17 protein-coding genes are annotated in these 19,525 nt (G+C 56.1%); 11 read left to right on the forward strand and 6 right to left on the reverse strand.

Features of this window, described 5'->3' with window-relative positions:
- Positions 1–279: 279 nt before the first annotated feature.
- From LAO21_00285 to LAO21_00335, 11 genes are all read left to right on the forward strand, one after another.
- The gene (locus LAO21_00285; GenBank protein ID MBZ5551125.1) at positions 280–462 is read left to right on the forward strand and encodes a hypothetical protein; all 183 of its coding nucleotides are present in this window, start codon (positions 280–282) and stop codon (positions 460–462) included.
- A gap of 65 nt (positions 463–527) precedes the next feature.
- Complete coding sequence (locus LAO21_00290; GenBank protein MBZ5551126.1) at positions 528–1,946, forward strand: energy transducer TonB; 1,419 nt, start codon at positions 528–530, stop codon at positions 1,944–1,946.
- A gap of 108 nt (positions 1,947–2,054) precedes the next feature.
- A complete protein-coding gene (locus LAO21_00295; GenBank protein MBZ5551127.1) occupies positions 2,055–2,471 on the forward strand; it encodes a hypothetical protein in 417 nt (138 codons plus the stop codon).
- A gap of 771 nt (positions 2,472–3,242) precedes the next feature.
- Positions 3,243–4,001, forward strand: a complete 759-nt coding sequence (locus LAO21_00300; GenBank protein ID MBZ5551128.1) for a hypothetical protein — start codon at positions 3,243–3,245, stop codon at positions 3,999–4,001.
- Between the two features lie 185 nt (positions 4,002–4,186).
- Entirely contained in the window at positions 4,187–5,581 is a 1,395-nt protein-coding gene (locus LAO21_00305; protein ID MBZ5551129.1) for a C1 family peptidase, read from the forward strand.
- A gap of 397 nt (positions 5,582–5,978) precedes the next feature.
- On the forward strand, positions 5,979–7,769 hold the full coding sequence (locus tag LAO21_00310; protein ID MBZ5551130.1) for an alpha amylase C-terminal domain-containing protein: 1,791 nt from the start codon (positions 5,979–5,981) through the stop codon (positions 7,767–7,769).
- A 662-nt stretch (positions 7,770–8,431) separates the two neighbouring features.
- Entirely contained in the window at positions 8,432–8,704 is a 273-nt protein-coding gene (locus LAO21_00315) for a hypothetical protein (protein MBZ5551131.1), read from the forward strand.
- Between the two features lie 224 nt (positions 8,705–8,928).
- Entirely contained in the window at positions 8,929–10,629 is a 1,701-nt protein-coding gene (locus LAO21_00320; GenBank protein MBZ5551132.1) for a S8 family serine peptidase, read from the forward strand.
- Positions 10,630–10,700: 71 nt separating this feature from the next.
- Entirely contained in the window at positions 10,701–12,005 is a 1,305-nt protein-coding gene (locus LAO21_00325) for a PqqD family peptide modification chaperone (GenBank protein MBZ5551133.1), read from the forward strand.
- Between the two features lie 317 nt (positions 12,006–12,322).
- On the forward strand, positions 12,323–13,441 hold the full coding sequence (locus tag LAO21_00330; protein ID MBZ5551134.1) for a hypothetical protein: 1,119 nt from the start codon (positions 12,323–12,325) through the stop codon (positions 13,439–13,441).
- Positions 13,442–13,753: 312 nt separating this feature from the next.
- Positions 13,754–13,954 (forward strand): hypothetical protein, encoded by a 201-nt coding sequence (locus LAO21_00335; GenBank protein ID MBZ5551135.1) that lies wholly within the window; start codon positions 13,754–13,756, stop codon positions 13,952–13,954.
- Between the two features lie 458 nt (positions 13,955–14,412).
- Here the strand turns inward: LAO21_00335 and LAO21_00340 are convergent, their stop codons facing one another.
- From LAO21_00340 to LAO21_00365, 6 genes are all read right to left on the reverse strand, one after another.
- The gene (locus tag LAO21_00340; GenBank protein ID MBZ5551136.1) at positions 14,413–15,123 is read right to left on the reverse strand and encodes a potassium channel family protein; all 711 of its coding nucleotides are present in this window, start codon (positions 15,121–15,123) and stop codon (positions 14,413–14,415) included.
- Positions 15,124–15,210: 87 nt separating this feature from the next.
- Entirely contained in the window at positions 15,211–16,476 is a 1,266-nt protein-coding gene (locus LAO21_00345; protein ID MBZ5551137.1) for a DUF4062 domain-containing protein, read from the reverse strand.
- Positions 16,477–16,559: 83 nt separating this feature from the next.
- A complete protein-coding gene (locus LAO21_00350) occupies positions 16,560–17,294 on the reverse strand; it encodes a hypothetical protein (protein MBZ5551138.1) in 735 nt (244 codons plus the stop codon).
- A 93-nt stretch (positions 17,295–17,387) separates the two neighbouring features.
- Positions 17,388–17,849, reverse strand: coding sequence for a hypothetical protein (locus tag LAO21_00355; GenBank protein MBZ5551139.1), 462 nt, complete (start codon positions 17,847–17,849; stop codon positions 17,388–17,390).
- A 78-nt stretch (positions 17,850–17,927) separates the two neighbouring features.
- A complete protein-coding gene (locus LAO21_00360) occupies positions 17,928–18,176 on the reverse strand; it encodes a hypothetical protein (protein ID MBZ5551140.1) in 249 nt (82 codons plus the stop codon).
- 169 nt (positions 18,177–18,345) lie between these two features.
- Positions 18,346–18,762 (reverse strand): hypothetical protein, encoded by a 417-nt coding sequence (locus LAO21_00365; protein ID MBZ5551141.1) that lies wholly within the window; start codon positions 18,760–18,762, stop codon positions 18,346–18,348.
- Positions 18,763–19,525 lie beyond the last annotated feature (763 nt).

A 19,525-nucleotide genomic window follows, 5' to 3' on the forward strand; every position in this document is an offset into this window, starting at 1 on the left:
TCAACCGGCGGAGAGGAAACCGCCATGAGATAACCTGCACTGCCTTTCCATGGTGTGGAGATCCGTTCTGGATCTCCTGAACAATGCCGCTTTCAAGAATAGGGGATTTTTCAGGGAATTGAATGCAGAGATACGGCCGCAATCTTCTTCGATCTCAGTTGTTTTCTTAAGCGGACACTTCGAGAAGCACCTATTAAACGCGTGCGGGGCAGGCATCCGGAGAGCATTGCGGTTGGATTTGGGAGAGGTTTTATGCGAAGGATGATGAGGCTGGCAGCAATGGCAATATGGTTGCCGGTTTTGTGTGCGATCCCCACACAGGCGAAGGATCTGAGCGGACAAGTAAAGAAAGCTGTGAAAAAAAGCACCCTCGATCAACGGGGGACCAGACCCTTCCACCTGAAGGCGGAGTATGCTCCGACCCTGGAGCGCGACAAGGACTCGAACCGCGCTGGCAAATAGAGATCTGGTGGGAGTCGCCCACCAAGTGGCGACGCGAGGTGCAGTCGCCCGGGTTCCATCAGATCATGATTGTGGACGGCCCGCGCCAGTGGCAGAGAAATGAGGGGGATTACTTTCCGGACTGGCTGCACCAGCTTGTGGCGGCAATCGTCCGGCCCGTGCCGCTGACGATGGATGTGCTGGCCGGGCGCGTGAAAACGGCTGAGGTGCGCCACCTGTCGGGCCAGACGAATATCACCTGGGACCCGGACGCCGGATGGGGAGACGCGCAAAGTAATGGCAATGGCCACCTAGCGCTGATGGACCAGACAGGACTGCTGCTCTACACAGGCGGGCTTGGATGGAACGGGCAGTATCACGACTTCAAGAACTTTCACGGACGGATGGTCGCCTTCACGGTGGCCTCAGGCTATGTGGAAGTGACTGCTAAGGTGAGCGTTCTCGAAGACCTGGGAGCCATGCCGAGTGGGTTCTTTGACGCAAGTGCGCCGGGCGGAGACGCACAGCCGATCCAGACCATCGTGTTGGATGAAGCCGAGTTGCGCAAGAACCTGCTGACGGAACCGCCCTTCGTGTGGCCGACGGTGACCGACGGTCCGTTCGAGGGCGTCGTGTGGACCGAGGTAGTGCTGGACCGGACGGGCAAGGTTCGGGAGATGATTCCCCCCATTGCCGACAATCCGGGTGTGAGGGAGGCAGCCGAGCAGGGCTTTCGAGCGATGCAATTCCAGCCTTTTTTGCGCAATGGGATTCCGGTGCAGGCGACAGGGCAGCTGAAGGTGCACTTCAAAACGGCGCGTCCGCCGAGTGTGGAGGCCTTCGACAGTGCACGAGACTACTTTGAGCACGGACGGAAGGCCAGTTGCCTGGGGGCGGCGGCTAAGGCCCCCTACGTATTGCGCGCGGAGTTCCAGGCGGGCCACACTCAAGGGACGATCGACACCGGACGCTACGAGGACACGTGGATCAGCGACACGGTGTGGAAGCGCGAGGCGTGGTTTGGCAAAAGTCATCTGGTGCGCTCACAGCTCGGGGAAAAGCGCTACGTGCTGGCCGAGGGCCCGGAAGCGGGCCTGCTGCGACTGGTCATGATGATTGTGGAGCCGATTCCGGCGGCCGATACAATGACCGAGTCCGACTGGAGAATCCGGCGTGAGACTGTCGACGGCGTGAAGACAATTCGAGTTTCCCGGGGGTCAGAGGGTCTCAACGGGGAGCTGGAGCCGGGGAATTCGCAAGGGTACTGGTTTGACGAGAGCGGCCAGTTGGTAAAGAGCTACACGGCAGGCCTTGAGATTCTCCCCTTGTCCATGGAAACTTACGAGGGGACCCAGGTGGCGAGGCGTATCGACGCGTTGAAGGATGGCAAGCTGGGCATGCGGTTCCTTGTGAAGGAGATTGGCCCGGCGGATCCGGCAGCGTCGAAAAGTTTCAAACTGAAAGGCCACGAGTGGCTGCGCGCCTTCACCTCCGAAGTGCGGTAAGGGCGCATTGAGTCCTCGTCTCGTGGGCCGAAGATGATGGCAATCATATCACCGGGGTGGAAAGATGAATCGATCCAATCTTAGCCATCATTCGGGGAGACACACAACATGAGAGCTGGCATCCTGCTCTTGTTGCTTCCTGGTATCTCGTTTCCGGCACTGGCCATTGCACAGACGACTCACCCCGCAAAGCCGCCTAAGGTCGATACCCAACACGTCACGCCGGCGAACAACGCGTCTATCGTCAGGTTTTATTCCACGGGCGAAGACGAGGGTTCCCAAGCCGGCAGATGGTCTGCTCCTGGACCGCTTCATGTCATTTACAGCATTGGTACCCATGTCGAGATCCCAAAGGAGCGGGGGCAGTTCGCTCAATCGGAACAACCTCTAACACAAGACGACTTTTCGGATATCCAATTGGCCGATGACCGGCGACAAAGGGCCCTCTTGAGGGTTTCCGCAATCTGCATTTCCCATTGTAAGGGGGACCCCTGGCACGGTTTGATCGCGTTAAAGGCCCATTGAACTACAGTTCTCAGTTCGGGTTGAGGTCTACGCGGAGGGGAGTTCTGCCGTTGAATTTGCAGACTGCGGAGACCCTCTCCATCCTTCTCCGAAATTTAGTCCCACCAATAATCCCCAGGTAAATGCACCAGCGTGCGGTCATGACCACGCGCCCATGTCCCATTCTGGACAGACAGACCATTTTCTTGAGATGTAGTCTGTTGTGAGTGGTTGTTACGACCGTGAGGATTACAGTGAGATTCTCATGGTCTGTTTCTCACAATCATTTCATAACTTTTAACGAGGATGAATAGGGACAGCACCTTGTCTCTGAATACAAAATGGAACTCACACCATCTCTTCAGGTTTGGCTCATGTTTGGAAATAGGTGGTTGTCTCCACTTTTCGAGGGACAGCAGTTGAAGGGCGCTTTTCAGGGAGTAAAGGGTACCAAGGGTGTGGCCAAGGGCATCGCGGGAATCGTCTCCGTGCGGCCGTACAGACGATTCGTGGTGATCCCGTTCGATTCGAAGGCTGAGCGCTTTTCGTTGATTCAGACCTGGCTCCTATCTTGCGCACGCCTGCCATCCCGGTCGGGCTGTGGGGCAAAGCGAGCGGACGTTCATGCGGCCCAACCACTCATTCGAGCGGACAGCGTCGGCTCTTTTCTCCGTCGCGCCGCTTGACTGCTGGTCGGGGTGAGACAGACAAGCATCGCGCCTTCGGTCGTGGGCAGGCACTGCTGCTCAACTCCGGCATGAGGTGCGATCAGATTCCGTTCGGGGAGATACTATGATAGAGATCCTGGGATTAATTCTGGCTATTTTGGCATTAGCGATAGGGGTATTTCATGTGCGCGAAATAGAGAAGGCCGCAAAGGAAGTGAGACTCCAAGGAGAGAAGGCGCGAGACCACACCATTGCATTAAAGGAGGTCAAGGAATCCATTTCGACACGGTATATAGGGATGTTTCCAGAGTACTATGCAGAGATTGTTTCTCTTCTCGAACGTGCAAAACAGGAAATAATCATTTTTTGTGATTTCCCTAGCTATGGCAGTTTCTCAGATCCTCGCTATTGGCTCCTCTATCGCCAAGCCATCGAGCGAAAGTCTGTGAACGGGGTCAAAATTGAGCTAACGTGCTTGAATAAGAGTCTTCGATCTGTTTGTCTCGAGGAACAGTTTTTTGAAGGGTGTCATGACTGGAATATCTGGAAACAGACGCCTATTAACAAGAATCGGCTCCAGTCACTACTTGATTCACATCGCGGATCGCCGGGTATTGTTGAGTTATCAAAGGAACAGTTCCTAAAAATGCTTGAAGCTGACGAGCAGCAGGCATTGAATGAAACATTTGCGAATGCAACAATCAGCGCCATTGATAGTAACGCTTCTTTGTACTTCTGGCTTATTGACAAAAATAGCGCAGTCTTTGCCATCCCAAGTGTAGCTGAAAGAGAATACGGATTTTCTACCATTGACCAAAAGCTCATATCAGCATTCATAGACATGCGCGACCGCTATCATCGGGATGCCGCGACGAGCCCCTAACAAACCGTTCGACCGGAGGGGGCAAGGCGAGTTTCGTAGCTCCGGCCAGTGCTACGTTGCGCGCCCGGTCAACCGGGGCGTTCGGCTTTGAAGGAAAGAGGTGATGCTGCGGTCGGATGATTACGTACAAGGGTGGAGTTGATCAGCGAACACTGTAGTGGAAAACCTATGAAAGGAGATCGAACATGAAGATCAAAGAACTCAGGAAGATGTTGAAAGATGAGAATGCGCGGTGGACCCTGCCAACGGATATAGCCGATGAGACCGAGATGGAAGCGATTTCGCAGCCGTTCTCATTGGGCGGACTGCCCCCAGCGCCTGGTGCTCTGACGGCACGATTACCCCGAATGCGCAGAGCCGCTGAAGCCGCTTTCGCCCTGTGGCAGCCCAATACGCATCGTCTGACGCGGCCGACCGTCAAGGCCCTCCCGCAATCTTGGGATTGGCGAAATGTCCAGGGACATAACTGGGTCTCGTCCCCCAAGAATCAGGGCGGCTGTGGGTCCTGCGTCGCCTTCGGTGTGGCCGCCGCCCTGGAATCTCACCAGCGCATTGAGATGAGTCAAGCCAACCTAGTTATAGACACCTCCGAGGCAAACTTATTTTTTGTCAACGAACGCCAGTGCCTCCCCGGCGAGCCAAGATACGGGTGGTCCATACCGCCGGCCCTCGACTATTTGGTTGATCAAGGGTCCTGCCTTGAAGAGAACTACCCCTACCGGGACGTCGATCAGAACGCCGAATTAGTCTTGGGCACGGAGCGCACGTTGAAGATCACCGGATATGACTCCACGAGCCAGACCAGCCAGATGAAGCGGTGGCTGTGTGAGGATGGTCCGCTGGTCACGGGATTCACGGTCTATCAGGACTTCGATGTGTATTGGGGCGGAGGGGCGAACGGCGTGTACACTCATCACACTGGCAATGTGCGTGGCGGACACGTCGTCGGCGTGATCGGTTATGACGACACTCAGTCATGCTGGATCTGCAAGAATAGCTGGGGCCCGACGCGCGGAAATGATGGCTGTTTTCGAATCGGATACGGTCAATGCGGTATTGACGGCAGGATGTACCTGATTCAGGACGTGTACGATGTCATTACCCGCGATGAGATCGCGTACAATCCGCGAACCCTGAGGATCGTTGATGAGGGGGCGAAAGGCTGGCTGCTCACTGATGGTGTCAGCCGTATGAAGATGCTCGACAACAAGGAAGACGCCCGTAATGCCATGATGGTCGCTCGCAGATATACGCGACAAGGATTCGTGGGACGCGACAACTCCAGACAGAATCGAATTGATTACATTACGGAGTACTGGGCTGGGAGCAGCGGATTACCGTACGAGCCACTTACCAAGGTCGATGCCATTCCATACAATCCCACCAAAGTCGTCGCCGAGGATATTGATGCCGACGGCTGGCGGCTCAAGGAAGGGAACAACTGGATGCTGCTGGCTCACGATCTCAACGATGCGCTGGCCGTCCTGCGAGTAGTGGAGCGCTACACAAAGATGTGTTTCATTGGAAGGAACAACCATCGCCCGAACAGGAAGTCCTACATCATGACCTATTGGGAGTGAGCCGTTGTGCCTTCCCGCAATGACGCCCAACAAGCGCATACTAATGAAAACTGGCAGATCCTATGATGCTCAGGACGACTCGCGAGAGCGGGTCGTCCCGCCGCGGCGGGCTCCTTGGAACGACAGAAAATCGAGGGAAATCGAGGAAAATCGAGTGTCAGGTCTCTGCATATGGCAATTGGTCAAGAAAGTTTGCTGTCTTGACAATGAGGAAACACCATTTCACGATTGCAGAGACCTGACACGAATCTTCTGACACGAATCTTCAGCACGTGTGCTTTGCAGGGATGTAAGTTGTCCAGTCTTCCTTCAGCAAGTCGCACGCGAGTGTGGTTTCACGAGTGACAAGCCGCAAGAGCTGTAGAGGAGGTTGCATATGACTACCGCCAGTCTTCCCATGGGAGCGTTCCCTGCACAGCAGGGTGTGAGCTTTCGGACCTGGGCCCCCTTCGCGAGCCGGGTCTATGTGGAAGGCGATTTCAATAGCTGGTCGAAAACTGCCACTGCACTCAAAAGCGAGGGAAGTGGGTACTGGTCGATAACTGTGATCAACGCAAAGGTGGCTGATGAATACAAATTTGTGGTCGCGAACCGAGATACCGGAGAGGTTCTCGAGAAAAACGACCCGTATGCCCGTGAGGTTACGAACTCTGTGGGAAATAGCGTCGTGGCGGATCCGAACTTCAACTGGACCGCCACGGGCTACGTGACTCCGCCCTGGAATGAGATGGTTGTCTACGAAGTGCACGTGGGATCGTTCACGGTCGATCAAAGCACCCCGGTCAAAAGAGGAACATTTCGCAGTCTCGCGACCAAGCTGCCCTATCTGCGAGACCTGGGGGTCAATGCCATCGAAGTGATGCCCTCCGGCGAGTTCCCAATGGACGTATCGTTGGGCTATAACGTGGCGTACCCGTTCGCGATTGAAAGCTCCTACGGAGGCCCCAACGGCTTTCGCCAGTTCATCGATGCAGCTCATCAATACGGGATCGCGGTCATTCTGGATGTGGTGTACAACCACTTCGGCCCCTCCGATCTGGACGGAGGCCTGCGCCGCTTTGATGGTTGGTCAGAGGACAACGGCGACGGGATTTATTTCTACAACGATTGGCGTCGCGTGACCGAATGGGGCCCGCGCCCGGATTACGGTCGTCCCGAGGTGAGACAATACATCAAAGAGAACGCCCAACGTTGGTGCGAGACGCGGTACGTGGATGGATTGCGTTGGGACGCCACGAACACCATTCGCAACGTCTACGCCGACAACAATGATCCCGATCATGACCTGGCCGATGGCTGGAGACTGATGCAGGAGATCAACGATTCCCTGGCGGCGCAGCCCCTGTGGAACATGAAAATCAGCATCGCTGAGGATATGAAGGACAATGAGTGGCTCACGAAACACACTCGCGATGGAGGAGCCGGTTTCGACTCGCAGTGGGATGCGTCCTTCGTCCATTCGGTCCGGCAATCCGTCATCACCGCACGCGACGAAGACCGCGACATGAACAGTGTCGGTAATGCACTGATGCATCGTTATAACGGGGACGTTTTCGAAAGGGTCGTCTATTCGGAGTCCCATGACGAGGTCATGAGCGGGAAAGCTCGCGTCCCCGAAGACATTTGGCCGGGCAATGCCGGAAGTTGGTACTCACAGAAGCGCTCCACCTTGGCGGCAACGTTGGTGCTCACCGCACCGGGTATTCCGATGATCTTTCAAGGCCAGGAGTTTATGGAAGACGGGTGGTTTCAAGACAGCAAGCCGCTCGACTGGAGCAAGCAGTGGAAGTATGCGGGCATCCTGAACCTCTATCGCGACCTGATACATCTGCGCCGCAACTGGTTCGACAACACCCGGGGGTTGCGCAGCCAATCGATCAACGTTTTCCACATAAACAATTCGGACAAGCTCATTGCGTTCCACCGCTGGGGGAATGGCGGTTCGCACGATGACGTGATCGTGGTCGCAAATTTCGCCAATCGCTCGTATGACTGTTATAACCTGGGTTTGCCACGCGAGGGTCTGTGGAGGGTGCGGTTCAACAGCGACTGGGGTGGCTACAGTGCGGATTTCGGAAATCATCCTAGCTATGACATCACGGCTCGCCCCGGCTCCATGGACGGACTTCCGTACAACGGTGGTGTCTCTATTGGACCGTACACGGCGGTGATTCTTTCGCAGGGTTGAGAATCGACTGGAATGGCATTGGTCGAACATGAATGGGGTGCGGGAGGGATGCCCGTCGCCCGGCACACTCGCCAGTGCCCCTGTCTACGCTTGGGTTGAGTTGCTTCACGGCGGCCAAGGCAAGCGGCCACGTCTCCCTGGCGGGACTTGGACTGGGATGAAGGCAAGGGAACTTTGGATTCCTCGCTGGAACAATCCCAAAACAATATTTATTTGTTCCATTGACCGGAACGACTCAATGTGACTACCGTAAGCCATGGATTGTGGGGAGGCGGCCAACCTAGTTCTCCTGGAGGCGGCAAGGGATTTTATCCTTGGACGCGTAGCTGTCGGGAGACTTTTTTGAAAGGTTTAGATAAGAACATTCACGCCCGATGACAAGGGCGGACCTTTGGATTTGCCCCTTGCCGGTGTTCTCTTCCAAAGGACAAACCTTTCCCCTTAGAAGCCGCTTCCTCCAACTTGAGTAGTTTGCCTGACTATCCTCCTATCATCGAAGGCAGGCAAAGGCACCTACCAGAAGGTTTCCTTTCCCTTGGGTGGAGACCATCATGTCGTTGCTGTTCCCCTCGAAGTCTTTCATTCATTCTCGCCAGTGGGGCGAAGCTCCGCTGAGTCCAAGCACATCTATAACGCGGTAAGTCCGGAAAGGAGTTCACTCTGTGTATGTAACGCTTCGGGTGCTGCATAAAGTTGCGCGGGCACTACATCATCGACAACCATCGACCGCCGAGTCTGAAGAACTCATAACGGCTACTGAAGAACTCGGTGTCAAACTGGCAGCACTCCATCCCCACGTCGAGGATTTGGAGTTGATGCGTTATTTTGCTGTCGAGGTCCCAAACCTGTCCGTCGCTGAGAGGGTGATCAAACGACTCCAGCAATGCAAGGCGATTGATGCAGCTTATGTCAAACCGCCGGATGAATTACCTTGAGGCAAGGTTTCCCGGCAAACTGAGGAGGTAGTGTTATGCCAAAACGGAAAAGAAAATCAGCTAAGAAACAAGTGGCAGCGATCAAGTTCGAAACCGCAGGGCGGGAGCTGGTCGTCATCGCTCGAGCGGAGGCTGGATTGCGCGCAAGCGCTGCGGGACTGGCCTCGGTGGCCGAACTGGATGTCAGTCCCCTGGCCCAGATCCTGGCCAGCGAGGGAGCAACCATGCGACCGCTGTTTGGCGTGAGTGAGGATCGGATTGCTCACGAGATCATGGCGATGCCATCGGCGGCCTATGCGGAAATCCCCGACCTCTCGGTCTATTACCGGGTTGACGCACCCGAGTCAAAGCTGGATCGTCTAGCTGCGAAGCTTAGAAAGTCGAAGTTTGTTACCGCAGCTTATGTCAAGCCGCCGGCAGAGCCGGCCCAATTTCAACTGTCCATAGCGGCTGCACCGGAAGAGGCACCCCCCAGCAGTCCTGATTTCACCTCCCGCCAGCAGTATCTGGATGCGGCGCCAGTGGGCATTGACGCCCAGTATGCCTGGACTCAGCCGGGTGGCGGAGGGGCAGGGGTTAAAATCATTGATGTAGAGGGTGCCTGGAATTTCTCGCATGAGGACTTGTTGTTGAATCAGGGCGGAGTCGTCGGGGGCACCCCAACCACGGACCCTCACTGGCGAAACCACGGCACTGCAGTGGCCGGGGAGTTTAGTGGAGACCGGAATACGTTTGGCATCACAGGGATTTGTCCGGACGCCAATTTGCGGGCGATATCCGTCTTTGGGGGCTCGGCATGGGGATCAGCCCCTGCCATCCGCCAGGCCGCTACCATGCTCGGTCCGGGCGACATCATCCTGATCGAACTCCATCGTGGCGGACCGCGTGCCACGGGGAGCGGGCAGTTCGGTTATATAGCAATCGAGTGGTGGCCCGACGATTTCGCGGCAATACAGTTTGCGACGAGCAAAGGTGTGATTGTCGTGGAAGCTGCCGGGAATGGTGAGCAGAACCTGGATGATCCGGTCTACAATAATCCAGCCGCTGGTTTTCCGTCCGATTGGACCAACCCGTTTAACCGTGCCAACCGCGATTCCGGAGCGATTCTGGCCGGGGCCGGCAATCCTCCCGTTGGGACGCATGGCCGCAATACGGAACCAATTTACGGCCAGCCCTATGTTGACCGGGCACGCTGTTCTTTCTCGAATTACGGCACCGCCGTTGACGTCCAGGGCTGGGGCTGGGAAGTGACTTCCACCGGCTATGGCGACCTGCAAGGCGGCTCGAACGAGAACCTTTACTACACAGACACCTTCAGCGGCACCTCCAGCGCGTCGCCGATCATCGTGGGCACGCTGGGTTGCGTTCAGGGCTGGCGCCGGGCAACCGGGGCGACCCCGTGGACCCCTGCCCAGGCTCGGAATTATCTCCGCACCACGGGTTCACCCCAACAGGCTGCCCCGAGCCGCCCCGTGAGCCAACGCGTCGGAAATCGACCGGACTTGCGACAGCTGATCAAGCCAGTGATCATCTGCGCACCTGCCCCGAAGCCCTGCGTTCCTGCTCCGATCATCTGCAAGGTTGCCCCGAAGCCCTGCCCTCCTGCTCCGATCATCTGCAAGGTTGCCCCGAAGCCCTGCCCTCCTGCTCCGATCATCTGCAAGCTCGGTCCGAAGCCCTGCCCAGTCGCGCCGAAATTGTGCCCTCCGGCCCCGATAGTCTGCGCAGCTGGCCCGAAGTCATGTCCAACTGCACCGAAGCTTATCTGTCCACCTGCACCCAAGCTTGTGTGTCCTCCTGCACCATTGGCTTCCTGTCCGCCCGCCCCCAAGGGAGGCTGTATAGGAGGACCGATGATCGTGGACCCGATTGACATCAAGGACGTTCGAGAGATCAAAAAAGGCCCCCGCAAGAGGAGGAAGTAGGCAAAGTAGGACTCAGATTGCGGGACTCCATCACGATTCAGCACCGGGGTCCCGCAATCGGCAGGCAAATTATGACCACCCATTCGAACGCAGTTCTCTATTTTCCCCTGAAGTTAAGCGCTCAAGGACCGGATTGCACCTTTTACAATCCGGCTACCGGTCGTGTGCACAAGGTCAGTCAGTCAGCCGGTCGAGTGTTGAACCTCTGCGATGGGGAACGGACCTGGGATGAGATGCTGGCAGAACTCAGTCAGGCATCTGGAACTCTGCCCGCGACGGTGACCCGTCATGTGCAACCTTTCCTGAATCGATTAGCTGCCGAGGGCGCCATTTGGACACGGCCGCAACGGATGCTCTGGTCGTCGCTACCCCCACCGACGTCGGTGTTCTGGAACATCACCGGGAAGTGTAATTTGTGTTGCCGACATTGCGCCGTCAGTTCCGGAATGAAACGGCCTGATGAGCTGAGCCTGGCCGAGTGCCGTCGAGCGATCGATGACATGGCAGCTTTCGGGGTTCAGGACATCGCTTTGAGCGGCGGCGAACCCCTTATTCGTCCGGACTGGTTCCAGATTGCGACCCATGCCCGATCCCGCGGCCTCTTGGTTTCGGTGTCCACGAACGGGACACTTGTCACTGAAGCAGTGGCCCGGAAGATCGCTGGACTCGGTTCGGACGTTCAAGTCAGTCTCGACGGTGCCACTCCCGAGGTCCACGACAGTCTCCGCCGGATCACCGGCGCCTGGCAACGGGCCGTGCGTGGCGTGCAGAATTTTGTCAACGCCGGCGTCCCAGTGACTATCGGCACGACGGTGACCACCGCCAACATCCACCAGATTCCCGCGCTCTGCGATCTGGCGCGAAATCTTGGGGCCGAGAGGTACCGGATTATTCCGTTTGTGCCATTTGGGCGCGGTGGCGCCTGGCGAAAGCTCGAGGTGAAACCTCGAGCCATGCAACGCCTCACCGAGTACCTGCGCCAACGCCGGCTCCAGAATGACATCGACATCGTTGAAATGGAATTCGAATGCACATTCGATCCACCGCCGCTCCAACCGGCAGATCCACAAAGCGGCCTCGGTTGTGGCGGGGCACAAACCTACATTACTATTACAGAAACGGGTGATGTCCTGCCTTGCCATTTTTTCAGTGGCGTCGAAGCCGATAATATCCTGAAGCATGACCTGGCCTGGATCTGGGAGCACTCCAGGTTTCTCAATTATTTCCGGAGCATGACCCTTGCCGATCTCACCGGTTCCTGTCAGCAATGTGACTGGTTGGCCGGGTGTCGAGGGAGTTGCCGGGCGGCCAATTTCGCCCACCTCAATCTCTTCCGTGGCAACTGTCACTGCTGGTTGAACACCAGGCCCACGTAATGGGACAAGACCATTCAGGTCATGTTTCCACGGTCCTAAATCAGAGGCGATGCCACGAGAGGATCTGATGGTACGGACGGCAGACCTGCACTCTTGGCAAAAATTTCTGATCCTTGGCACGGAGAAAGACGGGGTTCTCTGGTAGATAATTTCACCGACTAAAGAATAAGAGGCGAACAGATGGAGGACGAGGAACCCCCGGTTTCCTTACCCTCCCACGGAATTTGCCGCGATACTGGACGCCCCGACCAAGCAACTCTTGACCCGACGACAAGCAGCACCCCCAAAGAGGCCCCTTCCGCATTTATGAACGACGCATGAAAGGAGAAACCATGTATCAATCCTTGAGTAATACCATCGATGTCGTACTCGGGTTTGTGACGATCGTTTTGGTGCTCAGCCTGATCATCCAGTCTGTACAAAACCTCATCAAGACAGTGCTTCGCATGAAATCAAGGCAGGCTGAGCAATCATTGAAGATGCTTTTCGATTATGTTTTGACCCACGACGAGACGAAGTATGCAAAGCTCCGCCATGCTTCACCAATACTGAGTGCCGCAGCCAGCATAGTTGGCCGCGAAGAAGGGACAAGCCCTGGCGATCAATTAATCAAGTTTGTAAAGGGCGAACTGCTGGAGATGGGCAGAAAGTCTTTCTGGGGGAACGCGATGATGGATTCTTTTACGAAAGGGGACCTCATGCAGATCCTGAGTTCCCTCGAAACGGACGACGCCAAGCTCATGGGCATCGATGTTGAGGCTCTTAAGAAGGCATTGCCCGGTGCCCCCAGCTTCGAGGAAAGTTTGAAAAAAACGATCGATGAAAAGGTTAAAGAGTTGGAAGGCTGGTATGACACCGTGATGCCTGGAATCGCCGAGCGGCACGTGCGAGGCATGAGATGGATGGCGATGGGTCTCAGTGCGATCGTAGTTGTGATGCTAAATGCCAACGCGATTAGAATCTACGATTACGTTAAGTCCGATCCCGGGGTGCAACAAACGCTCAGCAAGTATGCTGAAGACCAGCTCAGCCAGTTGGAGGCCAGCAAGGCCAAGCAAAATCCAGCGGAATTGACAGCGCCGCCAGATGTGTCAAGGACTCAATCCAACGCCACATTGACCCCCTCTGGGCCCGGTTCCCCAGCACCCCCTTCTGCAACACCATCCAGCGGCACTGTTACGACCAGGGATTTGAAGCCGGAGATTGACGCGATTCGGCAGAATTATGCGGCCTATCGAAGTTTCGGCTTGAGTCCCTTCAAGTGCGAAAAATGTTTCGATGACACGAAGAGCGCATCGAAGACCCTCGCCGGTTGGGTGATTATGACGTTGCTCCTGAGTCTAGGCGCACCGTTTTGGGAAGATGCTTTGGGGTCACTCTTTGGACTGAAGAATGCACTACGCAAGAAGGACACGACGAAATCAGACAATGGTTAAGAGATGTCCTCGGCCGGCGCGCAGCGGTGAACACGGAGGTTGATTGATCGGCCGTCAACCTCCAGTTTTGGACGCGGGATTTCCAATGTACCTTGAACGAGGCCGGACTACCTGCCGGCCAGTCGGAGAGACCTCCCTCGTTGAGATCGGCCGCTAAGGTCCGCACTCAGATCCAACACTGCGGCATCAAGTCATCGGAAGTCTGTTCGGACTATTACCGACAAGGATTCTCTTATGTGTTCAGTCGCATGGACCGGCTCCTTGGGTTCGGCCATGTGCCCGATCCATAGGGATTGAGAGGGAGATATTCGGGTGAGCAACACCTTGTTCCGCTACTTTCGATCCGGAGGCTCAGAGAAGCGGATATGGTTGAGGTTGTTCAATGAGAAAAAAGAATCCAGTGGAAAGGGTTCGGACAGCAGCCTGGACTACCGGGTTGGAGGCGGCGACCTGAGGGGCAAGGCCTTAGGATTGTTACGGCGGCTGTGGCTTTTCGGATTGGCAACGGATTAACTGGAGTGAATGAAGTGCGGATTGCGGGGATGTATCCATGGGAAGTCCCCAGGAAAATGCCGCCTGGCGAAATTTCGTAGTAAACTGCCACGTTAGAGGCTCCTCGCCGGTAGCTCAGATCCCGCGGGCCCATAGCTCAGTTGGTCAGAGCGGCGGACTCATAATCCTTTCAAACACTCCTGCACTAGACTGCACGAAAATGTAAGCAACTGAAAAATTCGCAGATAGGACAGATTGCAGCGTGCACCAGAATGCAAGAAACTGCACCAAAACTGACACCAAACTAGCACCGACAATCCGGGAGAGTGAGGCGAGAATTCAAGGAACCCCGCGTATCAAAATCATCCACCTTCCATCCACCTAGCGGGAGCGTTGACCAGCGGGGTATGCGCGCGGCGACCAGTCGTCCCCGTTCACCGCAATGTTAAACGGCGCGAGGGCCGACCACGAGTATTCGGTCATCCGTCCAACACAAGATTCAGAACGACCACCAAAAACGTATATCCAATCAGAACTTGCGCAACGACCAACATGCGAATCGCCGTCGCATTCGGCAGGATGTCACCATAGCCTACGGTCGTCTGCGTGATCGCACTGAAGTACAAGAAGTCCAGCAGGCCCCACGCTTGGCTTGGGTCATCGCCGACCAGTTTGGCCCGTTGATTCCAATAGTCGCGTCTTGCAGTCCAAATAGCCAGCATCTGATCGAGCCAGTTAGTGAAGTATGACTGCGACAACTCATCGTCCTGAGGTCCTTCGACGTCACAGAGAATGCAGCCGTCTGGGTCTGTAACCGTGAGAGAAAGACGGTCTTGAGATTCACCCGACCCGCTGGAGATTGTGTGTGTGTGCGTCTTGACCTGATGGCCGCTTGCAAGGGTTCCAAACCTAGTTGCAAGCGCCCCGGACGTGACGGCGTCGCGGACGATCTTCATGGCGTCGATCTCGCGATTGTGTACTTTCACAGCGATGTCAGCCCTGTCCAGCACGTTCTTAAGCTGGGCCGCAGCGATGTTAGCAGCGAACTGAAACCGGTCCTGCCGGGCACGATAAAGCCAGTAGTACCAAAACCCGAAAGCGATGATGACCGCAAGGTACAGCCCGAATGTGGCAACCAACAGTTGCCACCTCGGTGAGTCGGCCCAAACGCTGCGAATAAGTTCTATCATCCGATTTGGCGATAGCCTTCAGCGCCATCTAAAGGTCGCGTTCAGCTGCCCGCGAGCGCAGCGAAGCGGGTCAGCAACAACGCGTTGTTAGCTGGCTCCCCGCTTATCGATTGACTCCACCATCTGTGCGGCAGTGAATTCGATTCTCTCCACGACCAGATTGACTTCAAGCTTATGTCGAAGGGGCTCAGAGAGAGTATCCGCGTAGACGGTGGCATGCAGGACCGCCTTGCAGCTGTCCGGCGCACCAAATAGCACTTCGGGCACGGGGCTCAGTTCCCGCTGAGGCTGCAATGCAGGGATCTCAATGTGAGTGCGGGCGGTCTTGCCAACGAGAGCTAGGAGGTCGCTGGGTGACGACATTGGGGGGGCCCCATATCCGTAGAGAGCCGGAGAGATTATCATCGCTGGGAATGCAGTTCCGACGCGATCCTTAGGGACCAGAATAATGTCCATGTCTGACATCAGGGCAACATCGATATAGACGTCACGGGCGCCAATGCTCCCAGCGTTCTTGAGCCAAAACCTGAGCGGGCTAAGGAGAAAGTGCTGAGCGTAGTAAGTTGTTACTTGGCGGTAGTAGTCCTTGTTGACAATGTCCGTGAAGAGGGACACGCTGAAAGGGGAAGTGGTGCCCGCGGACGGCGGCGCGATGCCTTCGGCGGCTGCCTTCTTCCCGGTGTAGTCGGGCAAATTCTCGAAGTCCTTCACGACCATTAGCTTAGTCTGGAGATTTAGAATCGATTCACAGGGCTCGCCCGTCTTTGGGTCTGCAAATAGCAGCTGGATGTCGGCCCCCAACTTGGTTGGCGCGCCCCGTGTCTCCGGTGATTCGCCCTCTTGGGCGAGGAGCATCCGCAATTGGATCTCGATCTGACGGGCAAGCTTGTCGCGGAACTCTACCTGTGATTTGAATGATTCGATGAGAGCCTTCGGATAGGTCCTCTTCTTGAACTCGCGCAGCTTGGTGATCTGGTCCAAGTCGATCTGTTCTGGATCTTGCTTTACCTGGGAAAAGTAGAGCATGATCGGCTTGCCCTGGGAGGCGACCCGGTCGATCTCCTCCAGCGTGCCGCTATCCGCCATCCCTGTGGGGCTTCCGACGCGCGTCCAGAAGATCCCAATCAAAAGGTCGCATGAGTCCACAATTTGTCGGTTCAGCGCGTCCTGTGGCCGGGTGCCGAACTCGGGCGCCGAGTGAGTTTCCCAACGCAGCGGGAGCAAAACAATCTCCCTCTCGGCGGATTGGAGGTCGTTCCATTCCTGGATTACGCGCACGGCAACTTCGCGCTCTTCGACTACATCGCTTGGCGACGCTATGAGAATCCTGAAGACCCGGGCCGCGTAGGACATGTTTACCTCAAGTTCAGCTAACGCGTGCGCTTCAGCCGCGGCGCTTCGCGAATGCACTAAGCGCCGCCGGCTGCAAGCGCTGGTTAAACAGCCGACCCACCGATGACTAGTAGCGCGGCCACAAGTTGTGGCCCCACCTCTCGAACAAAACTAACTTTAGCTTGGCTGACATCTTCCGCGTGGATAGCCGCGGACGACACCGCATACACCTCCCGCATTGCGTGGTCGAGGGCCGGCTCAATGACCTCGGCTTGAGTCAGGAGCCTAGACAGCTGAATGCCCCCCATACGGCGTGGTGGGACCTCAAGCTGACGCTCGCGCGCAAGCCGGCGCAGTTCACGTTCGATGGCGTACCGAACCCCGAACAAGAATGCCACATCGTCGGAGACCTGGAGATCTGTTGGGATTGGTGGCGGCTGACGAACTCCGTGAGCGGCCAGCGCTTCCGCGACGGCGGACTTTATCCGAGTCTCAAGTCCCGGCAGCTGAGAATCCGGGGGAGGAGCTGGAATACTGATTTGAGAACTGAACGTCGTTCTAATATCGACGGCGTTGCGAATTTCCGCGCGAACCGACTGGATATCCGACCTGACATCTTCCCTGAGTTTTTGAACTTGCTGCTTGAACTTAAAGCCAAGGAACTCCACCTCTTGAAAAACGGGCGCCAGCAGAAGACCCACCCAGACAAGGAACACCACGACGTCCGCTGGCCCGGCGTGCCCTGCCGATAGATCCTGGTACCTGGCAACCAAGTAAACAGTGATCGTCGCAGTCACGGCCAGCCACCACACTACCTTGAACCAGTTTGGCAGTTTCATCTCAGCTAGGTGTTCCTTTGGTTGTCTAACGGTCGTGTCGAGCCGCGCCCCGCTTCGAGCTCGCCTTCTCCAACTCTCTGTTAGACCGCCTGTTCACTTCACAAAGATCTGGACGACGATGCCAATTACGGTCGACACCACGACGCCAGCTCCGAAGAGGAGGTAGTCCCGCATCGCGCTTCGCCTCTCCCCAGGCGCCACGAGCTTGGCAAAATGCTCGGCGACCGCCAACGGGGTCTTCTCAAGAGTCTCTATCCGCTGCTTCAGCTCCCTTTCGCGACCTTCCATAGCATTCAGGTCGGTTTCCAGCATCATGACGGCCTCGGCCCTGTCCTTGGACACCTGCGCCATTTCGGCCAAGACACCATCGACTTCACGCGATGCCTCGGTGAGATTTGCCGTGAGTTGCGCGAGGCGCTCTGAAAAGGTGGCCTGTTGAGTTGGGCGCTTGAGAAGCGCGGGAATGATCTTCCGGAATAGCTCCGTCGATGCCACGCCACCCGCCGCGAGGCTCGCGGCCGCGGTCAAGATGGAGATCATGACTTCCATGCTCATGGTGCACACTCCCGCGGTGTTGTCGGCCTAACACTGCGGATCACGCGCGGCTGTAAGTCGTCGCGTGCATCGGGCTTGCTAGGCCTTCTTCTCTGTCCCAAAATCTTCAAGATACCGCTCGAGTTCCCTTGGCAACTGCCGTCGGTGCGCGGCAAATGCCATCCACCAATAGGGTACGAGAGCAAGGAGGATGGCAAACCGCGACGCGCCGCGTGGTGTTCCCCCTATTGTGGTGAGAAATCCGGGGGAAGAGACGACTAAGACCGTCACAATAGTGAAGATGGCGATGGCCGCAGTGAAAATCCACTTGAACTGCTTTCTGGACATCTCACCGAGTCCTTCGAAGAACAATAGGCGACTTATGCGATTTGCAAATCCTTCGGTAATCTCCTTGGGTGTGCCGACACCCATCAAGGTGCCTCTCAGGTCCACCTGTCTTCTTGAGGTTGCTGTATGCAACTACACGGACGGCTCCCCCATGTTGTGAATCAAGAAATCAAAAGGAGAGAGCGACGGACGAGTCAGACGGCTCACTTACGACAATCATATTCCCCTTATGCGTCTCGCAAAGTAGCTCTGCATCGAGAATCTCGCCTTCCCCAATGAGGATGCGCAACGCGTCGTTCTCAACAAAATCAATGTTGCGGATCGTCTCATTGCCGCTGTTCCAGAATGCAAGGTGAGTCAAAGTCAAGGTCTTGGTTGCCTTGCCTTCGTAAGTCACCTGCAGTTTAGAAATCAATGGCGTGTTGTTTCTGAAAATGGAAACTGATCGATGGGCAAAAGACAGGGTCTTCGTGCGTCTGGTGCGTCGGTAGAAAACCACCGCAAGGACAATGCCCAACGCGCCGATTGTGAAACTCGCCACGGAGAACCAACCGCTCTTGGCGACCTCACTGATGAAATGTTCCACTGCTATCCTTTGGGCCTAACTATTAGGTAACCCCTATTAGACTTGCGAGGGTCAAAAGCAAAATCCGCGATCCGCGCATCCTATTCCGGTTGCAGGTTGTAGTCGCCCGGTCAAATGACCTAATTGATTTCAATGCATTACAGAAGAAACGGAACAAAACAAAGGTCCTATGAACCCCGTCCACTTGGTGGCCTAATCCGGGGCGGGTCAAAATGTCCACGCCGGAAAAACGTCCTGCCGCCTCCGTTCCCACACCGGTCCCATTAGCTTCCGCTCCCGGGGTTCCACCTGATCCGACACTGATCCGTGAGACTGCAAGAGATTCTTGGGGTGAGGGAAGTTGCCGCATGGGGAATCACTCTCGTTCATAAAGCCAGCCGAACCGGGGGGAAGGGACCGTTCAAACACAAAGCCAAAACTCAAGGGGATTATACCCCTCGGAGGAGCGACAGACAAGGAGATCAATTGCGCATGCAATAACGCAATCTCAGGGCGCTTCTCTCGCAGGGTGGAAAATCAGAGCACCTCACCCGGAACACAAAGAGGGTCAGGCCGCGACAATCGCCAAACCCGGCCAGAGACGAACGGGTGGGATTGCTCTCTGCGCCATAGGTCCAGGATATGTCGATTGTCGCGGCTTGACCCCTCTATTATCTTCTTCTGCCTGTCCTCATTGTCAGATGTTTGTCATCCATGGTTGAGCTCCCGGCATAGCAGCCGGATGAACTCCGCGCTGAATTTTTCCCTTGAGTTGGCATGGGCC

Source organism: Terriglobia bacterium, from assembly GCA_020073085.1.
Classification (GTDB): domain Bacteria; phylum Acidobacteriota; class Terriglobia; order JAIQFV01; family JAIQFV01; genus JAIQFV01.